General features: G+C 66.6%; 15 protein-coding genes and 1 pseudogene. 5 read left to right on the forward strand and 11 right to left on the reverse strand.

The window, feature by feature from the left end; all coding sequences use genetic code 11:
- Window positions 1–16: 16 nt before the first annotated feature.
- Both ASE28_RS25090 and ASE28_RS25095 read right to left on the reverse strand, forming a co-directional pair.
- On the reverse strand, window positions 17–1,282 hold the full coding sequence (locus ASE28_RS25090) for a DUF418 domain-containing protein (RefSeq protein ID WP_082608255.1): 1,266 nt from the start codon (window positions 1,280–1,282) through the stop codon (window positions 17–19).
- Window positions 1,279–1,878 (reverse strand): TetR/AcrR family transcriptional regulator, encoded by a 600-nt coding sequence (locus ASE28_RS25095; RefSeq protein ID WP_057268945.1) that lies wholly within the window; start codon window positions 1,876–1,878, stop codon window positions 1,279–1,281. Before ASE28_RS25095 ends, ASE28_RS25090 begins: the two co-directional genes overlap by 4 nt.
- Before the next feature lie 138 nt (window positions 1,879–2,016).
- Here ASE28_RS25095 and ASE28_RS25100 point away from each other — a divergent pair, with 138 nt between their 5' ends.
- Window positions 2,017–2,355 carry an Mpo1-like protein gene (locus ASE28_RS25100; RefSeq protein WP_057268946.1) on the forward strand — a complete coding sequence of 113 codons (339 nt, stop codon included), beginning with the start codon at window positions 2,017–2,019 and terminating at the stop codon, window positions 2,353–2,355.
- 66 nt (window positions 2,356–2,421) lie between these two features.
- Here ASE28_RS25100 and ASE28_RS25105 read toward each other — a convergent pair whose 3' ends face one another.
- Entirely contained in the window at window positions 2,422–3,411 is a 990-nt protein-coding gene (locus tag ASE28_RS25105) for a tripartite tricarboxylate transporter substrate-binding protein (protein WP_057268947.1), read from the reverse strand.
- Window positions 3,412–3,450: 39 nt separating this feature from the next.
- Window positions 3,451–4,617, reverse strand: coding sequence for a mandelate racemase/muconate lactonizing enzyme family protein (locus tag ASE28_RS25110; protein WP_057268948.1), 1,167 nt, complete (start codon window positions 4,615–4,617; stop codon window positions 3,451–3,453).
- A 128-nt stretch (window positions 4,618–4,745) separates the two neighbouring features.
- Here ASE28_RS25110 and ASE28_RS25115 point away from each other — a divergent pair, with 128 nt between their 5' ends.
- The gene (locus ASE28_RS25115) at window positions 4,746–5,672 is read left to right on the forward strand and encodes a LysR family transcriptional regulator (RefSeq protein WP_057268949.1); all 927 of its coding nucleotides are present in this window, start codon (window positions 4,746–4,748) and stop codon (window positions 5,670–5,672) included.
- On the opposite strand, the gene ASE28_RS25120 is transcribed toward ASE28_RS25115, so the two are convergent.
- The 4 genes from ASE28_RS25120 to dnaG all read right to left on the reverse strand — a co-directional run bounded on the left by ASE28_RS25120 (window position 5,673) and on the right by dnaG (window position 13,197).
- Window positions 5,673–7,214 carry a methyl-accepting chemotaxis protein gene (locus tag ASE28_RS25120; RefSeq protein ID WP_057268950.1) on the reverse strand — a complete coding sequence of 514 codons (1,542 nt, stop codon included), beginning with the start codon at window positions 7,212–7,214 and terminating at the stop codon, window positions 5,673–5,675. It abuts the gene before it with no gap.
- Window positions 7,215–7,277: 63 nt separating this feature from the next.
- On the reverse strand, window positions 7,278–8,294 hold the full coding sequence (locus ASE28_RS25125) for a tripartite tricarboxylate transporter substrate binding protein (RefSeq protein ID WP_157422126.1): 1,017 nt from the start codon (window positions 8,292–8,294) through the stop codon (window positions 7,278–7,280).
- Between the two features lie 203 nt (window positions 8,295–8,497).
- Complete coding sequence (rpoD, locus tag ASE28_RS25130; RefSeq protein WP_057202584.1) at window positions 8,498–10,870, reverse strand: RNA polymerase sigma factor RpoD; 2,373 nt, start codon at window positions 10,868–10,870, stop codon at window positions 8,498–8,500.
- Window positions 10,871–11,118: 248 nt separating this feature from the next.
- On the reverse strand, window positions 11,119–13,197 hold the full coding sequence (dnaG, locus tag ASE28_RS25135) for a DNA primase (RefSeq protein WP_057268951.1): 2,079 nt from the start codon (window positions 13,195–13,197) through the stop codon (window positions 11,119–11,121).
- Between the two features lie 111 nt (window positions 13,198–13,308).
- On the opposite strand from dnaG, the gene ASE28_RS25140 reads away from it, so the two are divergent.
- Window positions 13,309–14,955, forward strand: a complete 1,647-nt coding sequence (locus ASE28_RS25140) for an acyl-CoA synthetase (protein ID WP_057268952.1) — start codon at window positions 13,309–13,311, stop codon at window positions 14,953–14,955.
- A gap of 3 nt (window positions 14,956–14,958) precedes the next feature.
- Here the strand turns inward: ASE28_RS25140 and gcvA are convergent, their stop codons facing one another.
- Window positions 14,959–15,855 (reverse strand): transcriptional regulator GcvA, encoded by an 897-nt coding sequence (gene gcvA / locus ASE28_RS25145; protein WP_057268953.1) that lies wholly within the window; start codon window positions 15,853–15,855, stop codon window positions 14,959–14,961.
- Between the two features lie 116 nt (window positions 15,856–15,971).
- Between gcvA and ASE28_RS25150 the strand changes: the two genes are divergently transcribed.
- The gene (locus tag ASE28_RS25150) at window positions 15,972–16,604 is read left to right on the forward strand and encodes a pyridoxamine 5'-phosphate oxidase family protein (protein WP_057268954.1); all 633 of its coding nucleotides are present in this window, start codon (window positions 15,972–15,974) and stop codon (window positions 16,602–16,604) included.
- Window positions 16,605–16,624: 20 nt separating this feature from the next.
- On the opposite strand, the pseudogene ASE28_RS25155 reads toward ASE28_RS25150, so the two are convergent.
- Window positions 16,625–19,431: pseudogene (locus tag ASE28_RS25155) on the reverse strand (di-heme oxidoredictase family protein); the annotation flags it as partial.
- A gap of 337 nt (window positions 19,432–19,768) precedes the next feature.
- Between ASE28_RS25155 and ASE28_RS25160 the strand changes: the two are divergent.
- Window positions 19,769–20,602, forward strand: coding sequence for an aldo/keto reductase (locus ASE28_RS25160; RefSeq protein ID WP_057268955.1), 834 nt, complete (start codon window positions 19,769–19,771; stop codon window positions 20,600–20,602).
- 92 nt (window positions 20,603–20,694) lie between these two features.
- Here the strand turns inward: ASE28_RS25160 and ASE28_RS25165 are convergent, their stop codons facing one another.
- Window positions 20,695–21,672 (reverse strand): LysR substrate-binding domain-containing protein, encoded by a 978-nt coding sequence (locus ASE28_RS25165; protein WP_057268956.1) that lies wholly within the window; start codon window positions 21,670–21,672, stop codon window positions 20,695–20,697.
- Between the last annotated feature and the right edge of the window lie 101 nt (window positions 21,673–21,773).

Here is a 21,773-nt window from a genome sequence, read left to right on the forward strand (position 1 = left end):
CCGTCGCGCAGGCAGCTTATTCGACCGGGCGCGCCGTGCGCTGCCATGCGGGCCAGCGCAGCAGCGTGAACGCACGCAACAGCCACTCTGCCGGCCCGTAGGTGTGCAGCGCCATCCAGCGGCGGCTCTGCACGAGCAGGGCCGCATACAACGCCAGGCAGCCCAGCAACACCGCCAGCGGTGACACCCGCCCCACCAGCGCCAGGCCGTAGGCGGTGAACACCACCGCCCCCACCAGGGACTGCAGCAGGTAGTTGGACAGCGCCATGCGGCCCGCAGGTTCCAGCCAGGCGCCCAGTCGGCGGCCTGCAGCTCCGCTCTGCAGGGCCCAGAGGAGTGCAGCGACATAGCTGAAGGTGAGGAAGGGCGCGGTGGCCAGGTCCAGCGCGAGCGTGGCGGCCGACACGTGATCGGGTTGGCGGACGGTGCTGTTCTGCGCTGTGGCATAGACCCAGGCACCCAGGCCGCCCACCGGCAGGCAGCACAGCACCCAGCGGCGCAGGCGTGCCGGCTGCAGCGCAATGGTGGCCAGGTAGCCCGAGCGATGGGCCGCCAGCCCCAGCAGGAACATGGCCAGCGCGCAAGGCCCCTGCACGAACACCAGCACGAACCAGACGCCATCGGCCATGTCACGCCCGCGCTGGGCAATGGCCTCGATCGTCCCGGAACGGTAGGCCTGTGCGGCCTGCTGTGCCTTGGCGTGGATCTCGGCCAGCGGCCAGTCCATCGGCGGCGCCAGCGACATCAGCCAGGCGAGCAGTCCCCAGCCCGCGGACACCAGCGCCAGCAGCGCCACGGCCATCACCACCGCAGTACCCGGCCGCAACTTGCACAGCGCCAGCAGCAACAAGCCCAGCAGCGCATAGGTCACCAGGATGTCGCCCGAAAACAGCAGCCAGGCATGGGCCACGCCCAGCAGCAAGAGCCCCGCCAGTCGCCGCAGGAAGCGCGGCACGAAGGCGCTGCCGGAGCGCTGGGCCGAGTCCATCTGCAAGGCAAAGCTGTAGCCGAACAGCAGCGAGAACAAGAGGTAGAACTTGGTCTCGAAGACCAGGCTGATGAACCAGCGCACGGCGTGGTCCACGGGACGCGAGAACGCGGGGTCGGCGACGCCGAGGCCAAAGTAGGTCGAGGCAAAGCTGCCCGCATTGACGACCAGGATGCCCAGCAGCGCAAAGCCGCGCAGCGCATCAATGGCGTGTTCGCGGCCTGAACTGCCGGCGTTGTCCTTCTGCGCAACGCTCGAAGGGGCGGGGACGGGGGAAGTGTCGACCTGCGTCATGCCAGGGGCTCGATCACGGTCGCCAGTGCGCCCAGCACCAGTCTGCGGTAGGAGGCCATGTCGAACGGCGCCTCCACCATGGCGCGGCCAAAAGCGCCATCGAGCAGCAGCAGCACCCAATCCACCGCCTGGGCCGGTGGCATGGACAGGCGCGCCTGCCCGCGCTCCACGGCCGCCTGCAGCAGGTGCACCAGCGCGGCCTTGCGTGCCGCCTCGCTGTGCGCGACGCAGGCCATGACGGCCGGGTTGCGCACCGCTTCGGCCAGCACCTCCAGGCCGATGCGGGTGTACACCGGGTCTGCCAGCAGGGCCAGGCTGTCTTCCACAGTGCCCAGCAGCGCCTGGTACAGGTTCTGCGCCTGCCCGGCCTGGGCGAAGCGCTCGGCGGTTTCGCGCTGGTCGTCCTCCACGATGGCGGCAATGATGGCCTCCTTGGTGGGGAAGTAGTGGAAAAGGTTGCCGGGGCTCATTCCTGCCTGTGCACAGATCTCGGCCGTGCGTGTGCCGTGAAAGCCTTTGCGCATGAAGCACTCCACGGCCGCAGCCAGGATGTGCTGGCGCCGGGCCTGGTGTTGGGAAGGATTGAGGGTTCGCATGGGCGGTGGTGAAATAATTAATAGACTGACTAGTCGATCTATTAAAACATTGCCCCTGTCTGCTGTCAAACCCGGCACGCTTGTGCAGTGCACTTGGGCGTATAAAGCGCAGACAACGAAAACCTACGGAGACAAGCCATGGACTTCAGCGCTGCACCCACGACCCCCACCGACCCGCGCGCCTTCAAGAGCTTTGCGGAGTTCTACCCTTTCTACCTGACCGAGCACAGCAACCGCACCTGCCGGCGCCTGCATTTCGTGGGCTCGACCCTGTCACTCCTGTGCCTGGCCTGGGCTGTGGCCACGCGGCAGCCGTCCTTTTTGCTGGTCGGCCTGCTGTGCGGCTATGGCTTTGCGTGGGTGGGGCACTTCGGCTTCGAGAAGAACAAGCCGGCCAGCTTCAAGCGGCCGCTGTACAGCTTCATGGGCGACTGGGCGATGTACCGGGACATCTGGTTGGGCAAAGTGCCGTTCTGAGTCGCCGCAAGGCTTGGCAGCCCGTGGTGTCCTCGGTCGATTCGATCCGCAACCCGGCTTAGGCTGTCAGTCCGCAGTTTCCCCGGAGTCCTTGATGATCCTGGCCCAGCGGTTCATTTCGCCCTCTACGTATTTCTTGTGCTCCGCGGGGTCCAGACGCGCGTCGGTCACGATGCGCACGCCGAGTGCCTCCTCGCGCTGGATGAGTTCGGGGTCCTTGAGCGCTGTGCGGATGGCGGCATTCAGCCTGGCCAGCACGGCCGGTGGCGTGCCCTTGGGGGCGTACACGCCATGCCACACCGACATCTCGAAGCCGGCCAGGCCTGCTTCCGCCAGCGTGTTCACCTGGGCAAGCGCGGGCAATGCCATCCGCTGCTTGCTGGTGACGCCAAAGACCTTGACCTTCTTCGCTTCGATCTGGGGCACAGCGTTGGTGGCCTGCTCGCACATCAGGTCCACCTGTCCACCCATCAGGTCGGTCATGGCAGGCGCCGTTCCCTTGTAGGGAACGAAGACCATCTTCGATTGCAGGGTGGCCTGCAGCACCAGTCCGCACAGGTGGGATGCCGAGCCCACGCCGGCATTCGCGAGGTTGACCTTTCCGTCATTCGCGCTGATCCATTTGCGAAGCTCCGCAAAGTTGCTGGCCGCCAGGCCTGGCTTGCCGATCAGGGTCGAAGGCGCTTCGTTGATGAGCCCGAGGTACTCGAAGTCTTCCAGCGTTTTGTAGGGCAGCTTCTTGTAGAGCGCTGGTGCGGTGGAGATGCCGATGTGGTGCACCAGCAGGGTATAGCCATCCGGCGAGGCACGTGCGACGCGCGCCGCACCGATGGTGCCTCCCGCGCCCGCAGTGTTGTCGACGATCACGGTCTGGGCCAAAGGCTTGCGCAGGGCCTCTGCCAGATCACGGGCAATTTTGTCGCTGGGGCCGCCAGCAGAAAAGGGGACGACCAAGGTAATTGGCTTGTCCGGAAATTCCGCCCATGCGGTTGTGCTGATGCTGATCGCAACCAGTCCGATGGCTGCGGCTGCAGCCCCTTGCTTCAAAATGCCCATGGCTTTGTCTCCTTCAGGTTCTGTTTTTGAGGGGAGTGATCAGGCCGACAGGGCCTGCATCTGCGCATACAGGTCGGCCTTGCCTTCGAAGCCGATGCCGGGCAGGTCGGGCAGCGTGACGTGGCCGTCGACCACCTTCACTCCGTCGGGGAAGCCGCCGAACGGCTGGAACAGGTCCGGGTAGGACTCGTTGCCGCCCAGGCCCAGGCCGGCCGCGATGTTCAGCGACATCTGGTGCCCGCCATGCGGGATGCAGCGGCTCGCGGACCAGCCGTGTTCCTTGAGCATGTCCAGCGTGCGCAGGTACTCCACCAGGCCGTAGCTCAGTGCGCAGTCGAACTGCAGCCAGTCGCGGTCAGGGCGCATGCCGCCATAGCGGATCAGGTTGCGCGCGTCCTGCATGGAGAACAGGTCTTCACCTGTGGCCATGGGGTTCTTGTAGTAGTTGCGCAAGGTGGCCTGCAATTCGAAATCGAGTGGGTCACCGGGCTCCTCGTACCAGAACAGGTCGTATTGCGAGAGCGCCTTGGCGTACTGGATGGCGGTGTCCAGGTCGAAGCGGCCATTGGCATCCACGCACAGCTTCTGGCCATCCTGCAGCACTTCCATGATGGAGTCGATGCGGCGCAGGTCTTCGTCGAGCGAAGCGCCGCCGATCTTCTTCTTGACCACGGTGTAGCCGCGGTCGATGTAGCTCTTCATCTCGTCTTTCAGCTTGCCGTGGTCCTGGCCGGGGTAGTAGTAGCCGCCGGCGGCATAGACGAAGATCTTGCGATTGGGTGTACCGTTGCCATAGCGGTCGGCCAACAGCTGGAACAGCGGCTTGCCTTCGATCTTGGCCACCGCGTCCCACACAGCCATGTCGATGGTGCCGATGGCCACGGAGCGCTCGCCGTGGCCGCCGGGCTTCTCGTTGGTGAACATGGCGTTCCAGATCTTGTGCGGGTCGAGGTTCTTGCCGCTGTCGTCGATCAGTGATTCGGGGCTGGCTTCGAGCACGCGGGGGATGAAGCGCTCGCGCATGAGCTTGCCCTGGCCATAGCGGCCGTTGGAGTTGAAGCCGTATCCCACCACTGGCTTGCCATCGCGGATCACGTCGGTGACTACCGCCACCAGGCTCAGCGTCATCTTGCTGAAGTCGATGTAGGCGTTGCGGATGGGCGAACTGATGGGGATGGTCTTCTCTCTGATCTCAACGATTTTCATGCGGTGCTCCGGGTGTCGAAACGGGGTGTCACAACGGGTGACGGGATGGGTATGATCCGCAACCGCGCGGTGTTTGACCAATGCCGTTTTTGTTCTCTTCAGTGCTTTCAGAGCACAGCGGGCTTGTTATGAACATCTCCTGGCTGGAGGATTTCCTGGTCCTTGCCGCCGTCGGAAATTTTTCCCGCGCCGCAGAAGACCGCCACATGACGCAGCCTGCCTTCGGTCGCCGCGTGCGTGCCTTGGAGGAGTGGCTGGGGGTGGAGCTGTTCGACCGCAGCACGCAGCCGGTCAGGCTGACGGAGGCGGGCCAGTGGTTTCAAGGCGTTGCGCCCGAGCTGCTCGCCGAGGTGGCGCGCCTGCCCGGCGCGGCGCGCGCCGTGGCCGAGGCGAATTCGAAGAGCCTGCGCTTTGCCGCGACCCATGCGTTGTCGCTGACCTTCATGCCGGGGTGGCTGCGCAGCTATGGCGCGCACACCATGGCCGGGACCCTGCAGCTGGAGTCCGACATGCTGCACCGCTGCGAGGCGCTGCTGGCCCAGAGCAAGGTGCAGTTCGTGCTGTGCCATGCCCATGCGCAGGCCCCCAGCCTGTTGCACGCGCAGGCCTATCCATCGGTCTGCGTCGGTACCGATGTCTTGCGGCCCGTGTGCGCCGTAGGGCCGGACGGTGCCGCCCTCTATGGCCTGGAGCGCTCCGGTGCGGTTGCGCCCTTGCTGGCCTACAGTGCGGAATCGGGGCTTGGCAATATCCTGCACAAGACCATCGACGGTGCGCTCGGAAAGCTCTCGACGCAGACGGTTTTCACGGCCCACCTGGCTTCCGTGCTGCGCACGATGGCACTCGAGGGCCGGGGCATTGCCTGGTTGCCCCAGAGTCTTGTGGTCGACGATCTGTCAGCGGGGCGGCTGGCCTGCGCTGCGGCCTCGCCGCAGTGGAGCATCGAGCTGGAGATCCGGGTGTACCGCTCCCACGTGCAGATGGGGCGCGCCGCCGAGGCGCTGTGGGATGCGGTAGCGCGCGAGGCTGCTGGCCCCTCACCTGCCACGTCTTGATCAGCGCAGCCGGAACACCGCCACAGCCTCCACCAACTGATGCGCCTGGCCGCTCAGGCTGCCGGCGGCGGCTGCGCTTTGTTCCACCAGCGCGGCGTTCTGCTGCGTGGCGTCATCCATGCGCACGATGGCCTGGGTCACGCGCAGCATATCGTTGGTCTGCTCGGCGCTGGCCTGGCTGATCTCTTCCATCAGCGTGCTCACGCCGCCGATGGACTGGACCACCTCGCCCATGGTGCTGCCGGCATTGCGTGCCAGGCTCGAGCCTGCTTCCACGCGCTCCACGCTGGTCTGGATCAGTGCCTTGATCTCGCGCGCGGCGCTGGCACTGCGCGTGGCCAGGCTGCGCACCTCGCTGGCCACCACGGCAAAGCCGCGGCCCTGTTCGCCCGCGCGTGCGGCTTCCACGGCGGCGTTGAGCGCAAGGATGTTGGTCTGGAAGGCGATGCCGTCGATGACGCCGATGATGTCGGCGATCTTGCGCGAGCTTTCCTGGATGCCCTGCACCACCTCGACCATCTGGCCCACCACCTGGCCGCCGCGCTCGGCGACCGAGGCGCCGCTCTTGGCCAGTTCGTTCGCCCGCTGGGCGTTCGCCGCGTTGTTCTGCACGGTCTGCTGCAACTGCTGCATGGAGGAGGAGGTTTCGTCCAGCGACGAGGCCTGGTCTTCGGTGCGCATGCTCAGGTCGGTGTTGCCCTGCGCGATCTCGGCGCTGGCGCTGGCCACGCCTTCGGCATTGGTACGAACGCCAGAAACCACGCGCTCCAGGTTTTCCTGCATGGCGGCCAGGGCCTGCAGCAGGCGCGCGGGTTCGTCATTGCCTTCTGTGACTATGGTGGTCGTCAGGTCGCCTGCGGCCACCTTGTTGGCCAGGGACACGGCCACGCGCAGCGGGCCCACCACCGAGCGCGTGAGCACCCAGCCGGCAAACACCCCCAGTGCGCTCACCAGCGCCAGCGCCACCAGGCTGCTGACCAAGGCGCGGCGCGCATCCTGCGCGGCCTGCTGCGCAATGGCAGCGCTGCTGTCGGCCACCTGGCGGCTCAGTTCGCCCAACAGCTTGGCAGGGCCCTGGTCGATGTCGGCCACATCGGCATCGCCGGCCGAGGCCACGAAGCCGAGCGACTGGAAGGCTTCGAAGCCCTTGCGGTAGCCCTGGGCCATCTGCGTATGGGCATCGAAGAACTTCTGCAGCGCAGCGCGCTCGCTGCTGTCCACCAGCTGCGGTGCCAGGGCCTTGGCGTCGTCGGCCACGCGTTTTTCGCTGGCTTGGAAGGCGTTCCAGTGCAGTTCACGCTTGCGCGAATCCTCGCCGCGCAGCAGCGTGTTCTTCCACTCCATCACCTGGGTCTTGAACTCGCTCTCCATGCGCGTCACGGCGCGCTCCTGGGCCACGCGCTGCTGCACCGTGCTGTCGTAGGTACCCAGCGTGCTGTACAGCGCGGCAATGCCGAACAGCGCTGCGCCGATCATCAGCGCCAGCACCAGGCCCAATGCACCGGCCATGCGCGTGCCGATGGAGTAGCGGGACATTTTCATCAGGAGGTCCTAAGTGTCGGCAGCGGGTAGGCGGTGCGATGCAAGAGCCTCGCGAAGGGAGGGTCAGGCTTTGAGCTTGAGCAGGTAGACCATCACACGCGCGGTGGTCAGGTCCAGTTCCATGAACTCGGTCAGGTCCTTGCCGGTGAGCCAGGATGCATCCCACTTGTTGGTTTTCAGGGTGCGCACCCACGATTCATGCACGGTGGCGGCTTCCACGGCAGTCACCATCTCGGCCAGGCGGGCGGCAGAGACCCCCTTGCCCGTGAACACGCCGCGCCAGTTGGCCATGACAGCATCGATCCCCTGCTCGCGGAACGCGGGCAGGCCGAACACGCTGCGCCGGGCCGATACGCCGATGGCGCGCAGCTTGCCGGCGGCAATCGCTTCGCTGAACTCACTGTAGCCCGACAGGCCCAGGGCGGCCTTGCCGGTGACCAAGGCATCCACCACCTCATTGCCGCCCGCAAACGGGCGGTAGACCAGTGCCTCGGGGCTGGCCTTGGCGGCACGGGCCAGCACGCCCGCATAGATGTGGTCCACCCCGCCTGCAGAGCCGCCAGCCACCGGCAGGGCGGGCAGGTCGGCCTTCATGGCGGCGACCAGGTCCTTGGCCGTGCGGATAGGGGACGATGCGGGCACGGCGGCCACCAGGTAGTCGCTGGTCAGGCGCGCAATGGGCTGGATCTGCGTGAGGTCCACCGCCGGCTTTTGCAGCGCCACGGCGCCCACCATCACCATGCCGCCCATGAGCAGGGTGTTGGGGTCGTTGGCGTATTTTTCGGCGTAGCGGGCCAGGCCGATGGTGCCGCCCTTGCCGCCGACGTTCTCGTACTCCACCTGGTCCACGGCACCCGCGCCCACCAGGGCGGTGCCCAGTGCGCGGCCGGTCTGGTCCCAGCCACCGCCGGCATTGGCGGGGATCACGATGCGCAGCGTACCCGCCAGCTTGGCGACCTTGGCCGGGGGGCGGGCCTGGGCCAGCACCGTGCTGCCAAAGGGTGCTGCCAGCGCGGCAAGCGCAGCCGCGCGGATCAGCACCTGCCGGCGCCGTGTGTTCAGGGGGGTGTGGGCGGTCATGGGTTCCCTTGGTAAGCGAATGTATCCATCTGCAATGGTGTGCGCTGAAACTGTCATTCAGCTGTCCAGAGTATCAGGGTATACGCTGGAGCGGATGACATCTGTGGCCGCCACGCCACCATGAAAAACGCCCTGCGCCGCAGATGCGGGGCAGGGCGTCAGGACCGGAAAACCCCCGACAGGGGCTTTCACTGGCAGGCCGATTACAGCGAATCGATGAAGCTGCGCAGCTTGTCCGAGCGGCTGGGGTGCTTCAGCTTGCGCAGCGCCTTGGCTTCTATCTGGCGGATGCGTTCGCGCGTTACGTCGAACTGCTTGCCCACTTCTTCCAGCGTGTGGTCGGTGGACATCTCGATGCCGAAGCGCATGCGCAGCACCTTGGCTTCTCGTGGCGTGAGGCCGTCCAGGATGTCCTTGACCACGTCGCGCAGGCCGGCCTGCATGGCGGCATCGATGGGAGCGGTGTTGGCACCGTCCTCGATGAAATCGCCCAGGTGGCTGTCGTCGTCGTCGCCGATGGGGGTTTCCATCGAGATCGGTTCCTTGGCGATCTTCATGATCTTGCGGATCTTCTCTTCCGGGATCTCCATCTTTGCCGCCAGGATGGACGCATCGGGCTCGAAGCCGAACTCCTGCAGATGCTGGCGGCTGATGCGGTTCATCTTGTTGATCGTCTCGATCATGTGCACCGGGATACGGATGGTCCGTGCCTGGTCGGCGATCGAGCGCGTGATGGCCTGGCGGATCCACCACGTGGCGTAGGTCGAGAACTTGTAGCCGCGGCGGTATTCGAACTTGTCCACGGCCTTCATCAGGCCGATGTTGCCCTCCTGGATCAGGTCCAGGAACTGCAGGCCGCGGTTCGTGTACTTCTTGGCGATGGAGATCACGAGGCGCAGGTTGGCCTCGATCATTTCCTTCTTGGCATCGCGAGAGGTGGCTTCGCCCTCGTTCATGCGCTTGTTGATGTCCTTGAGCTCGGTCAGCGGCACGACCACGCGCGATTGCAGGTCCGTCAGCTTTTGCTGCAGTTCCTGGATGGGCGGGATATTGCGCGCCATCACCGTGCTCCAGGGCTTGCCGGCGGCAGCCTGCTTTTCCACCCACTTCAGGTTCAGCAGGTTGGCCGGGAAGTCCTTGATGAAGGTCTCTTGTGGCATGCCGCACTTGTCCACGATGATGCGGCGCAGCTCGCGCTCCTTCTTGCGCACGTCGTCCACCTGGCCGCGCACCATGTCGCACAGCTTCTCGATGGTCTTGGCGGTGAAGCGGATGGTCATCAGCTCTTCCGACAGGGCGTGCTGCGCCTTCACGTACGCTGGCGTGCCGTAGCCTTCCTTGTCGTAGATCTTGTGGACCTTCTCGAACAGGTCGCGCAGCTTGTCGAAGCGCTCCAGCGCCTGCTTCTTGAGCTCTTCGAGCTTCTTGGTCAGCGCCTTGGAGCCGCCCTTGCCATCGTCGTCGTCGGCTTCGTCGAATTCGTCGAAGTCTTCTTCGGCCACATAGTCGTCGGCCTCGTTGGGGTTGGAGAAGCCGTCCACGATGGTGGAGATGACGACCTTGCCTTCGCGGATCTCCTCACCCATGTTGAGGATTTCGGCGATGGTGGCGGGCGATGCGCTGATCGCCTCCATCATGGCCATCAGGCCGCCTTCGATGCGCTTGGCGATCTCGATTTCGCCTTCGCGGGTGAGCAGCTCCACCGTGCCCATTTCGCGCATGTACATGCGCACGGGGTCGGTGGTGCGGCCGAATTCGCTGTCCACGGTGGACAGGGCGGCTTCGGCGGCTTCTTCGGCTTCTTCTTCACTGGCGCCTGCGGGGGCGTTGTCGGTGATGATCAGCGCCTCGGCATCGGGCGTCTGCTCGTACACGGCCACGCCCAGGTCGTTCAGCGTGGTGATGACGGCTTCGAGCGTTTCGGCATCGACCAGCTTGTCGGGCAAGTGGTCGGAGATTTCGACGTGCGTGAGGTAGCCGCGCGTCTTGCCCAGCTTGATCAGGGTTTTCAGGCGCGAGCGGCGCTTGGCCAGGTCTTCTTCGGTCAGGACGGTTTCGTCCAGGCCGAATTCCTTCATCAGGGCGCGTTCCTTGGCCTTGCTGATCTTCATGCGCAGCGGCTTGACCTTCTCGGCCGTGGGCGTGGCTTCGGCCTCGACCTCGACTTCACCTTCCAGGTCGGATTCGATGTCCGACAGGTCGGCATCGTCACTGCTTTCCGCGGCACCACCGGCGGCGGCCTTGGGCTTGCGGCCGCGTTTGGCCGGCACCTTGGCCTCGTCCGTGGCGGCACCTGCGACCTTGGCGGGGCGGCCAGGGCGCTTCTTGGGGGCCTCTTCACCGTCTGCGTCGACGGCAGCCTTGGCGCGGGCTTTCTTGAGTTCTTCGGGGGCTTCCGTCTTCTCGGCAGACTTGTTCAAGGGCACAGTTTTCACTTTCTTGGCGACCGGGGCGGGCGCGGCAACTGTTTTGGAAGCAGTTGCCTTGGCCGGCACCTTGGCCGCGGTTTTTGAGACGGCCTTCGCGGCGGTCACTGGGGCTGACTTGGATGGCTTCGCGGACTTTTGAGCGGGCATGAACAACCTCAGAATCAAAAACGGACACAAAGAAAACGCAAGCGCCACAGATCCCGGCGCGGGTGGCACTGCAAAAGCGATGCTTTTGCAGCTTGAGGGGTATCCCTCAGGGGCAAGATGTCTGGGCGAACATTTGGTGTGCAGTCCTTGCGATGGGTGGGCGGTTGTGCGCGTTTGTCACGGTGGCCCGGCTCGGAGGTGCTGCTGTCGCTCTTGCCTAACCCTACATTATACCATTTGAAGCAATTTCAAGCCACCTTGACGGTTGCGTTCAACAAAACCAGGCGTTTTTGCTCCAGCACACGGTAGCGCTCCAGGGCCGACGCGTCCTGGGCCGCCTGAAGGATCAGCACTTTCTGCTGTTCCTTGATGTCCTCGATGAGCATCCGGTTCAGTAGATCGCGCAGTTCCAGCCGGAGTTCCTGCGACTCGCCCTTGGTCTGGGCGTGGGCGCCGGTCATCACCTTCATCGCCAGGTCTTCGCATTCGTGCTCGCGCAGGCCCTCGCGCAGCACCTCCCAGGCCTGGGGGCCGTGCTCGTGGAACTGGCCCTCCAGCCAGGTGAACAGCAGCCCGTGGGGCGAAGGCTGTGCGCACAGGGCGGCATGGTCGTCGTGTGTGAGTTCTTCCAGAAAGCCCATGTGCGACAGCAGCAGGCGCGCGGCGTGGTCTGCCCGGCCCATGGCGGGTGTGCGCGGTAGGCGCGGCTGGGGGCCCCAGGGGGAGTCCTTGTCCTTTTTCTTCCACTTGCCACCGGTGTTGACCCAGTCGCTGCCGCCGCCCTTGCGAAAGGGCGGCTTGCCATTGCCGCTTGCGCTATTTCCCCCGCCGCTGTAGCCGCCATGGCCGCCGTCGCTCGGGCCCTGGTACCCGCCTCCCACGTAATCGGGCTCGTGCGGGGGGTGCCAGCCGTCCAGGTCGGGCGGGGCGCCGCCCCAGGGCGGCTCATCGGCATAGGGGCTGGCGGCTTCCTGCGTGCGTGCCGGGCGCTGCTGGGGTGCCGGTGCCGGGGCGGGAGCGCGGGCGCCGCCGGGGTTCCACAGCTCGGACAGGTCGCGCGCGTTCAACTGCGTCAGTTCGGCCAGTTCGCCCAGCAACTGGCGCTTGAGCACGCCGTCGGGCAGCGCCGTCCACAGCGGGCGGGCGTTGCTGGCCATGTGGGCGCGGCCCTCGGCGGTGGTCAGGTCGCAGCCATCGCTGGCCGACTCGACCAGGAAGCGGCTGAGCGGCACGGCCTCGCTCACGTGCTTGGCAAAGGCGTCGGTGCCGTTGGCGCGGATGAAACTGTCGGGGTCGTGCTCGGCCGGCAGAAACAGAAACTTGATACTGCGCGTGTCCGTGGCGTGGGGCAGGGCGCCGTCCAACGCCTTGCGCGCGGCGCGCCGGCCGGCGTTGTCGCCGTCGAAGCTGAATACCACCGATTCGGTGAAGCGCAGCAGCTTTTGCACATGCTCGGGCGTGCAAGCCGTGCCCAGCGTGGCCACGGCGTTCGGAAAACCCAGCTGCGCCAGGGCCACCACGTCCATATACCCTTCGGTGACCAGGGCGTAGCCGTGCTCGCGGATGGCGGTGCGCGCCTCGAACAGGCCATAGAGCTCGCGCCCCTTGTGGAACACCGGGGTTTCAGGCGAATTGAGGTATTTGGGCTTGTCGTCGCCCAGCACGCGCCCACCAAAGCCGATGCATTCACCCTTGACGTTGCGGATGGGGAACATCACCCGGTCGCGAAAGCGGTCATAGCGCTTGTCCTGCCCGTCCTCGCCCACGATGACCAGGCCGCTTTCCTCCAGCAGCGGGTCGTCGTACTGCGGGAACACGCTGGCCAGGCTGCGCCAGCCCTCGGGCGCATAGCCCAGGCCGTAGCGCTTGGCCACCGCGCCCGACACGCCCCGGCCCTTAAAGTAGGCAATGGCGCGCTGCGACTCGCGCAACTGGCGGCGGTAGGCGTCGCCGGCCTTTTCCAGCACGTCGGTCAGGGTGGCCTGCTTCTGGCGGGCGGCGGCGGCACGCTCCTTTTCCTGCTGGGAGATGTCGTCGTCGGGCACCTGCAGGCCCACCTGCTGGGCCAGGTCCTGCACCGCCTCGACGAAGCCCATGCCCGCATGGTCCATGAGAAAGCCGATGGCATTGCCGTTCTTGCCGCAGCCAAAGCAGTGGTAGAACTGCTTGGAGGGGCTGACACTGAAGGACGGCGACTTCTCCCCGTGGAAGGGGCACAGGCCCATGAAATTGGCCCCGCCCTTCTTCAACTGGACGTAGCGGCCCACGATCTCGACCACGTCGGTGCGGGCTAGCAGTTCCTGGATGAATGACTGGGGGATGGACACCGCTGCATTTTCCTCTATCCCTGGCCGGGCCCCGGGTTCGCCCGCAGATCCCCGCCAGAACCCTGCGTTGTAATAGGGCGGTTCATCGTCCCCGCGAAAGAAATCCCTGCCATGCCCCACATGTTCGACCAGCACCTGGACCGCAACCCGGCCAACTTCGCGCCCCTGTCGCCCCTCGGGTTTCTGGAGCGCACGGCCGAGGTCTACCCGGACCGCCCGGCCATCGTCCATGGTGAATTGCGCCAGACCTGGGGCCAGACCTATGCGCGCTGCCGCCAGCTGGCCAGCAGCCTGAACCGCGCCGGCATAGCCAAGAACCACACCGTGGCCGCACTGCTGCCCAACACCCCGCCCATGGTGGAAGCGCATTTCGGCGTACCGATGGCCGGCGCCGTGCTCAACGCCATCAACACCCGCCTGGAGCCCGAGACCATCGCCTTCATGCTCGACCACGGCGAGGCCCGTGCCATCATCGTCGACCCGGAGTTCACCGGCACCCTCGCCAAGGCCCTGGCATGGCGCAAGTCAGCTGCGCCGCTGCTGGTGCTGGAAGTGCAGGACGCCGTGTACGGCCCGGCCGTGCAGAACTTGGGCGGCACGGACTACGACGCCTTCGTGGCCGCAGGTGATGCGCAGCACACCTGGGAACTGCCTGCCGACGAGTGGGATGCCATTGCCCTGAACTACACCAGCGGCACCACGGGCAACCCCAAGGGCGTGGTCTATCACCATCGGGGCGCGGCCACCAATGCCATCAGCAACGTGCTGGAGTGGGACATGCCCAAGCACGCGGTCTACCTCTGGACCTTGCCCATGTTCCATTGCAACGGCTGGTGCTTTCCCTGGACGGTGGCGGCGCGCGCGGGGGTCAACGTCTGCCTGCGCCGGGTGGAGGCGCAGGCCATCTTCGACGCCATGCGCCAGCACGGCGTCACGCACTACTGCGGCGCACCCATCGTGCACGGCATGTTGGTGAATGCGCCCGATGCCATGAAGGCCGGCGTGCCCGCCGGCATAAAGGCCATGGTGGCCGGCGCCGCGCCGCCTGCGTCGATGATTGAGGGCATGGAGAAGATGGGGTTCGACCTGACCCATGTCTATGGCCTGACCGAGGTGTATGGCCCCGCCACCGTGTGCGCCAAGCACGGGGCCTGGGATGACCTGGACATTGGCGAGCGCGCCCGCCTGAACGCCCGCCAGGGTGTGCGCTACCACCTGGAGCGCGACGTGCGCGTGCTCGACCCCGCAACCCTGCAGCCCGTGCCGCAGGACGGCGAGACCATGGGCGAGATCATGTTCAAGGGCAACATCGTGATGAAGGGCTACCTCAAGAACCCGAAGGCCACCGACGAGGCGTTTGCCGGCGGCTGGTTCCACAGCGGCGACCTGGCGGTGCAGTACCCCGACGGCTACATCAAGATCAAGGACCGCAGCAAGGACATCATCATCTCGGGCGGCGAGAACATCTCCTCCATCGAGGTGGAAGACGTGCTCTACCGCCACCCCGCCGTGCTGGCCGCAGCCGTGGTGGCCCGGCCCGACCCCAAGTGGGGCGAGACACCCTGCGCCTTCGTCGAGCTCAAGGCCGGCGCCACGCTCACGCCCGAGGACATCGTGGCCCACTGCAAGCAGCACCTGGCCGGCTTCAAGGTGCCGCGCGCCGTGGTGTTTGGCGAGCTGCCCAAGACCAGCACGGGCAAGATCCAGAAGTTCGAGCTGCGCAAGCAAGCGGGATCGGCCGAGGCCATCGACGTCTGAGCCTCAACCCAGGCCTGTGCTGCTTTCCAGTTGGCTCTGCAGCCACTGCGCAAAGCACTGCGCCTCGGGTGCTGCATCGGGCGCCAGGCCATAGTAGTGGCGCGTGAGCGGCAGGCGCAGCGCGGGCAGGGGGCACACCAGGCGGCCAGCGGCCAGGTCGTGCGCCACCAGCGAAACCGGGGCCAGCGCAAAGCCCAGGCCACCCTGCGCGGCCTGCAACACGAAGTGCAGGTGGTCGAACTGCAGCTGGCTTGCGGGCCGCAGGCGCGGTGCGCCCACCTGGCGCTTCCAGTGCTCCCAGTCGTCGGGGCGCGAGCGCGACCACAGCAGGGCGTGGGCGGCCAGGTCGCGGGGGCCGTCAACGGGTGCGTTGGCAAGCAGCGCCGGCGTTCCAACGATCAGCGCCTCGTCCTGCAAGAAGGGCTGCACCGCGATGGACGCCGGCCAGCCCGACAGGCCCCGGCGGATCGCCACGTCGAAATGCTCCGGGGCCTGGTCGGGCGTGACCGTGCTGGTGACCACCTTGGGCTCGATACCGGGGAACTGCGCCACGAAGGCCGGCAGCCGTGGAATCACCCAGCGCACCGCAAACGAGGGCCGCACGTTGATGGTGATCGTGCGCGCGGGTGCATCGTCCATCAGCGCCCGGGCGGCCGCGCCGATCTGTTCCAGCGCCGGGGCCACCTCGGCAAAGAAGCGCTGCCCTTCGGGCGTGAGCGTGACCTGCCGCACCCGCCGCTCGAACAGCGCCACGCCCAGGAACGCTTCGAGCGTCTTCACCTGCCGGCTGATGGCACCATGCGTGACGAACAGCTCGGCCGCCGCCAGCGTGAAGCTCTGGTGGCGCGCCGCAGCCGCAAAGGCGCGCACGGCGTTGAGCGGGGGCAGGCGGGGTGTCATGTGTGTGATTTTCTCACGCATGAGCGGCCGTAAACTCGTTTGCCGCTGGCGCTGCCGCGCTGCACCATGGCGGCCATGACACCCGCAATCTTCGCCATCAACCCCTGGAACCTGACATGACCGCCACCGTTGTCGATACCGCCCATTCCATCGAGAGCATTGCCCAGCTCGAAGCCTTGTTCGGCACGCCCGGCGAGGCCTCGCTGTCCAAGGAGGTGCGCTTCGTGCACCCCTCGTACCGCAGCATGATCGAGGCATCGCCCTTCGCGGTGTTGGCCACCTCGGGCACGGGCGGGCTCGATGCCTCGCCGCGCGGCGATGCGCCGGGCTTCGTGCAGGTGCTGGACGAGCGCACCCTTCTGCTGCCCGAGCGGCGCGGCAACAACCGCGTGGACAGCCTGCGCAACATCGTGGCCGACCCGCGCGTGGCGCTGCTGTTCCTGATCCCCGGCGTGGGCGAGACGCTGCGGGTCAATGGCCGCGCCAGCATCACCACAGCACCCGATCTGATGGAGCGCTTCGTGGTCGGCGGCCAGCCGCCCAAGTGCGTGATCCGCATCGCGGTGGAGGCTGTGTACTTCCAGTGCGCCCGCGCCATCCTGCGCTCGCGCTTGTGGGAGGCCACCGAGCCCGGTGCGCCCCGGCCCGTGCCCACACCCGGCGCCATCCTCTCGGCCATCAGCCAGAGCTTCGATGGCGCGGCCTATGACCAGGCGCTGCCCGAGCGGCAGCGCACGACCTTGTATTGAGCGGCAGGGGCGGGCGGGGNCGCAGGAAAGCCAGCAGCGCTTCGCGGTCTGCCGTGGGCAGTGCCTCGAAGCGGCGGCGTGCCGCATCGGCCTCGCCGCCATGCCAAAGGACTGCCTCGGTCAGCGAACGGGCGCGGCCATCGTGCAGGTAGCCCACCTTGGCGGCCTGGCCTGCGCCCATCACCTTCTCGGTATAGCCGATACCCCACAGCGGCGCGGTGCGCCACAGGGCGCCCGTGGCCTGGCCCTGCGCGAAGTTGTCGGCCAGCTCGGCACCCATGTCGTGCAGCAGCAGATCGGTGTAGGGGCGGATGGTCTGGTCACGCAGTTCGGCGAACAGATGGCCCGAGCCGGTCTTCATCTCGGCCGTGTGGCAGGCCACGCAGCGCAGGGTGTCGAACAGCCTGGCGCCCAGGGTGACCTGCTGCGGGTTCACGCGGTGCTCGTCCAGCGGCGCCACTCCTTTGGGGAAGCCGCTGGCCTGGCTGCGCTGGGCCGGCACGGCCACCAGGGCCAGGTAGTTGGAGATCGAGGCCAGGTCGGCCTCGGTGATGCCGGGCTTGCGCACGCCCGATGCACAGGCGGTGGGGCCGTAGTTGCAGTCACGCGAGGGGTAGACGGTGGACGTGACCGACATGTCCTGCAGCAGCGCCGTGGAGGCCTGCTGGCGCAAAGTGGCCTTGGATGCCTTCCAGCCGAAGCGGCCCAGGCGCACCACGCCGCTCTCGGGGTCGTACACATAGTTGGGCACGCCCTTCACGCCATCGGCATCCGGCACGGTGCGTGCGCGGGCCAGGATGTCGGCCTCGGGCACGGCTTCGAGCAGGCCCATGCCGATCATGGGCGGAGCGGCGCGCAGCGAATGCACGGCCGGCACAGGCCCGTCGAAGCCGAGCACGGGCTTGCGCAGCTCCACCACGCTGCCGTCGGCCAGGCGCACATTGCGCGTCTCGAATTTGGCCACGCGCACGCTGTTGCCCCAGTCCTGCGCTTCGCCGGTGGCGGCGCGGGCGTTCATCTGCAGCACGCTGCCGTAGCGCGGGTGCGGTTGCTGTTGGCCGGCATCGCCCAGGCTGGCGGTCTGCAGCGACATGCTGTCCAGGCGCTGGTTGACCTGCATGGGCGCGGGGCTGCGGCCGTTGTTGACGTGGCAGGCCACACAGGCCGACTGGTTGAAGTGCGTGCCCTGCAGCTTGGCGGCGGGCATGTACGGGTCGTTGCCCGGCTCGCTGTGGGCACCGGTGTCGAAGCTGGTGTGGATCAGCCGGCGCCCCTCGACGAACCGCTGCATGTTCTGCATGCCCACGTTGTTGAACGGCTGCTGGAACATCGAGGCGCCGTTGTCCGAGTAGTTGTACGAGACCGAGCCCGTGCCGCCCGAGAGCGTGATCGCCGGCAGCGGCGCCGAGTTGAGCCGCGGCTGCACGCCATACCAGGGCACGAGGCCGGTGCCCACCACGTACAGCCACTCGGCCGAGTAGTAGCGGATGCCGCCGTTGTCACCCTTGGAAGACATGGACTCGCGCGTGCTGAACATGGCGGGGGAGACCTCGATGGCATCGCCGGCCACCAGCGCGCGCGAGGGCACGTTGGTGCCGTTGGGCAGGCCGTCGGCGCCCAGGCCGCCATGGCCCGGGTAGTCCTTGATGCGCAGCGTGCAGGGGCCGTTGATGCCGTCGGGGCTGGCCAGGCGGCCATTGGCCGGGTAGGGCGTGGGTGCGCAGACCTTGACGTTGCGGTCCACCAACTCGCCCGGGTTCATCCAGCCGTACCCGGTGACGCCGGGCCGGTCGAACGCGCGAAAGAACGCCGTGTCGCCCGGCAAGAAGTCCACCGTGGTGTAGCGGTTGACCACCAGCGTGGCCTTGGTCACGCCCGCCACGCGGCTGTTGTCGAGGATCTCCATGCCCCAGGTGCGGTTCTGGAAATACTGGGTCACGAAGGTCAGGTGCGCGCCGGGGCCCTTGTCCACGGGCGCACCCGTGACAGGGTCCACCGTGTCGTTGGGGCCAAAACCGATCTCGTTCCACTCTTCACCACGCTCGCGGCCATGCCGGCCCAGGGCGCGTGCGCCGAAGCGCGTCACCAGCGTGCCGTCGGCCAGGCGGAACTGGGTCAGCTCGGCAGCCTCGGGGGCGGCGGGCAAGGGCGCCAGCCCCTGGCCATTGGCCGGGTAGCGCCAGGCAGAGGTCGCGCCCACTCCCTGGGTGTTGTCGGTGCCCGGTGTCTTGAACTCCACCTCGAACAGCGAGTAGCCGTAGCCTCCGGCCCGTGCCACGCCCTGCAGGCGGATGTAGCGCGCGCTCATGCCCAGGTTCAGGAACTCCTCGGTGCCGCCCTTGCCGTTGGTAACGTAGCGGATCTGCGTCCAGGTGCTCCCATCTTGCGAGACCTGCAGCGCGTATTCCTTGCCGTAGGAGCGCTCCCAGACCAGCTTCATGTAGCCCACGTCGACCTTGGCGCCAAAGTCGAACTGGATCCAGGCATCGTCCACGAAGGTGCTGCCCCAGCGGCTGCCGAGGTTGCCGTCGATGGCGGCCGTGGCCGCCATGCCGGGGTTTTCCACCGCGGACGAGGTCGCGGTGACGGGCTTGATGGCCACGCCCGGCTGGCTGGGCGCTGCAGCCGTTGCTTCGTAGGCGGACTTGTGCTGGACATAGACCACGTTGGACGAAGACTGCGACGCCTCCTGCCCACTGCCGCTGCTGTCCGTGCTGCCTCCACCGCAGGCGGCCAGGCCCAGCGCCAATGCGCCCAGGGCTCCCCAGCGCGCACCGTGGTGCACGCCCTTTTTCATCGTGTGTTCCATGCTTCTCCCACCCCGCATCCGTGTGCGTTCGTTGTGGGCAAATCATAGGCATGAAGACCATTTCACCGGCTACCGCTGTGGCGTGGCCGCAGCGGTTAATTTGCGTTAATTAATTGCAAAACGTGTGCAAACGTATCTTTGAAAGAGGCGTTTTGGGCCGTTGCCGGGTGGCGCGGTGCTTTCACGCTGGGGATCCCGGTTTTGGGGCAGTTGCATATGGATGCAATCGGCCTCGGCCGGCTTTGGGCGACCGGTTGATTTGTCCCCAGCAGGACTTGCACCATGCGTGAGAAGATGGCTACCCCAAGCGCCTTGCGGCGGCCTTTGTCATGAAAAAGACCCTCAGGAACCCTGAATGACCCAGCAGCATCCTTCCCTCGCACTCAACGATGGCCGCTCCATCCCCCAGCTAGGCCTGGGCGTATGGCGCACCCCCGCCGATGCCACCGCACAGGCCGTGAAGGCGGCATTGGCCGCAGGCTACCGGCATATCGACACCGCGGCCATCTATGGCAACGAGGCGGGCGTGGGCGAGGGCCTGCGTACCAGCGGCGTGGCGCGCGAAGAGGTCTTCATCACCACCAAGCTGTGGAACGCCGAGCAGGGCCTCGATTCCACGCTGCGTGCCTTCGATGCCAGCATGCAACTGCTGGGCCTCGACGTGCTCGACCTGTACCTGATCCACTGGCCGAACCCTTCTCGCGATCTGTACGTGGACACCTGGCGCGCCTTTGTCCGCCTGCAATCCGAAGGGCGGGTGCGCTCCATCGGCGTCTCCAACTTCGAGCCCGAGCACATTGACCGACTTGTGCAGGAGACCGGTGCCAAACCGGTGCTCAACCAGATCGAGCTGCACCCGCGCTTTCAACAGCGCCGGCTGCGTGAATACCACGCTGCAAATGGCATCGCCACGCAGGCCTGGAGCCCGCTGGGCCAGGGGCAGTTGCTGGAGGATGCGGGCATTGAGGCCATTGCCGCCAGGCATGGCAAAACGCCAGCCCAGGTCGTCGTGCGCTGGCACATTGAGGTGGGCAACGTCGTGATCCCGAAGTCGGTCAACCCGGGCCGCATTGCCGAAAATGCCGATGTCTTCGACTTTGCGCTGGATGCACAGGACATGGCGGCCATCGCCCAACTGGACCAGGCCGAAGGGCGTATCGGCCCGAACCCGCTCACGGCGGCGTTCTAAGCGCTGAAAACAAGCGCTCGCAAGAGGGCTTGTTTTTTCACGGCGTGATCGGACTCGAACCCCCGGTCTCCCGCACCGGCGCCTGCCCCAGGTCAGGCCTGCTCTGCTGCAAACCCGGCCGCCGCATCGCGCAATGCCTGTGCCAGCAACGCCACCTCCGCATACTGCGCGCCCTGGGAGCGCTGGAACAGCGTGATGGGCGGCAGCGTCCAGCCGAAGCGGTGCGGCACGATGGCCACGCCGGCAATGCGCACCAGCTCCTGTGCGATGTCGGCCGGCACGATGGAGACGGCGCGCTCGCTGGCCGCGATCAGCTCGCCGATCACCTTGGACGACAGGCTCTCCACATAGGCCTGTGGCGGGGCCACCCCGGCACGCAGGAAGAAGTCGGTGATCTGCTCGCGCATGGGGGTCTGGCGTGCGCCCAGCACCCAGTCGAGTTCCGCCAGCTCGGGCAATGACAGCGGGCGCCGCGCCAGCCGCGCCGACAGGCGGCGGTGGGCAATCAGGCGGGGCTCCTGGTGGTAGAGCACCTCGTGCACCAGTCCATCCATGTCGAGCACTGCGGAGGCGCGGCCGATCACGCAGTCGAGTTCGTGCGCGCGCAGGCGCTGCAGCAGGTGGTCGCTGGTGCCCTCGTGGATGCTGACGGTGGCGCGCAGCCCGCGCGGCCGCGTCTGGCCGATGGCGGCGGCCAGCAGGCGACCGGGCACGAAGGGGATCACGCCGATCTGCAGGTGCGCGGCTCGGCCGGCGCTGGCGGCTTCGATGTCCAGCGCCCAGTGGGTGAGGTCCTGCAGCATGGCGCGCGCACGGGCCAGCGCCAGGGTGCCGAGCGCGGTGGGCACCATGCCGCGTGCGGAGCGCTCGAACAGCGGCGCACCGAAGATCGATTCGATTTCGGCCAATGCATGCGTGATGGCGGGCTGGCTGGTGGCCATGTGGTGCGCCACGCGGGTCAGCGTGCCGTGGGCTTCGATCTGCTGCAGCAGCACCAAGTGTCGCATCTTCAGGCGCGAGGCCAGGCGGGCCTGCAGGGCCTGGGCGGCGTCGATGTCATGGGATGGCATGGTGGATAGGGTATGCGGAAAATCGCATGAGTGAATAGTAATTACTGATGGTTTACTTATATGAACCGAACACAATCCGATGCAGGTGCTGGACGGGCAGG

The organism is Acidovorax sp. Root219, assembly GCF_001428665.1.
Classification (GTDB): Bacteria; Pseudomonadota; Gammaproteobacteria; order Burkholderiales; family Burkholderiaceae_C; genus Acidovorax.

Coding starts and splice junctions, on each gene's coding strand:
- ASE28_RS25090 (WP_082608255.1), bottom strand. CDS start 1,282: ATGACGCAGGTCGACACTTCCCCCGTCCCCGCCCCTTCGAGCGTTGCG.
- ASE28_RS25095 (WP_057268945.1), bottom strand. CDS start 1,878: ATGCGAACCCTCAATCCTTCCCAACACCAGGCCCGGCGCCAGCACATC.
- ASE28_RS25100 (WP_057268946.1), top strand. CDS start 2,017: ATGGACTTCAGCGCTGCACCCACGACCCCCACCGACCCGCGCGCCTTC.
- ASE28_RS25105 (WP_057268947.1), bottom strand. CDS start 3,411: ATGGGCATTTTGAAGCAAGGGGCTGCAGCCGCAGCCATCGGACTGGTT.
- ASE28_RS25110 (WP_057268948.1), bottom strand. CDS start 4,617: ATGAAAATCGTTGAGATCAGAGAGAAGACCATCCCCATCAGTTCGCCC.
- ASE28_RS25115 (WP_057268949.1), top strand. CDS start 4,746: ATGAACATCTCCTGGCTGGAGGATTTCCTGGTCCTTGCCGCCGTCGGA.
- ASE28_RS25120 (WP_057268950.1), bottom strand. CDS start 7,214: ATGAAAATGTCCCGCTACTCCATCGGCACGCGCATGGCCGGTGCATTG.
- ASE28_RS25125 (WP_157422126.1), bottom strand. CDS start 8,294: ATGACCGCCCACACCCCCCTGAACACACGGCGCCGGCAGGTGCTGATC.
- rpoD (WP_057202584.1), bottom strand. CDS start 10,870: ATGCCCGCTCAAAAGTCCGCGAAGCCATCCAAGTCAGCCCCAGTGACC.
- ASE28_RS25140 (WP_057268952.1), top strand. CDS start 13,309: ATGCCCCACATGTTCGACCAGCACCTGGACCGCAACCCGGCCAACTTC.
- gcvA (WP_057268953.1), bottom strand. CDS start 15,855: ATGACACCCCGCCTGCCCCCGCTCAACGCCGTGCGCGCCTTTGCGGCT.
- ASE28_RS25150 (WP_057268954.1), top strand. CDS start 15,972: ATGACCGCCACCGTTGTCGATACCGCCCATTCCATCGAGAGCATTGCC.
- ASE28_RS25160 (WP_057268955.1), top strand. CDS start 19,769: ATGACCCAGCAGCATCCTTCCCTCGCACTCAACGATGGCCGCTCCATC.
- ASE28_RS25165 (WP_057268956.1), bottom strand. CDS start 21,672: ATGCCATCCCATGACATCGACGCCGCCCAGGCCCTGCAGGCCCGCCTG.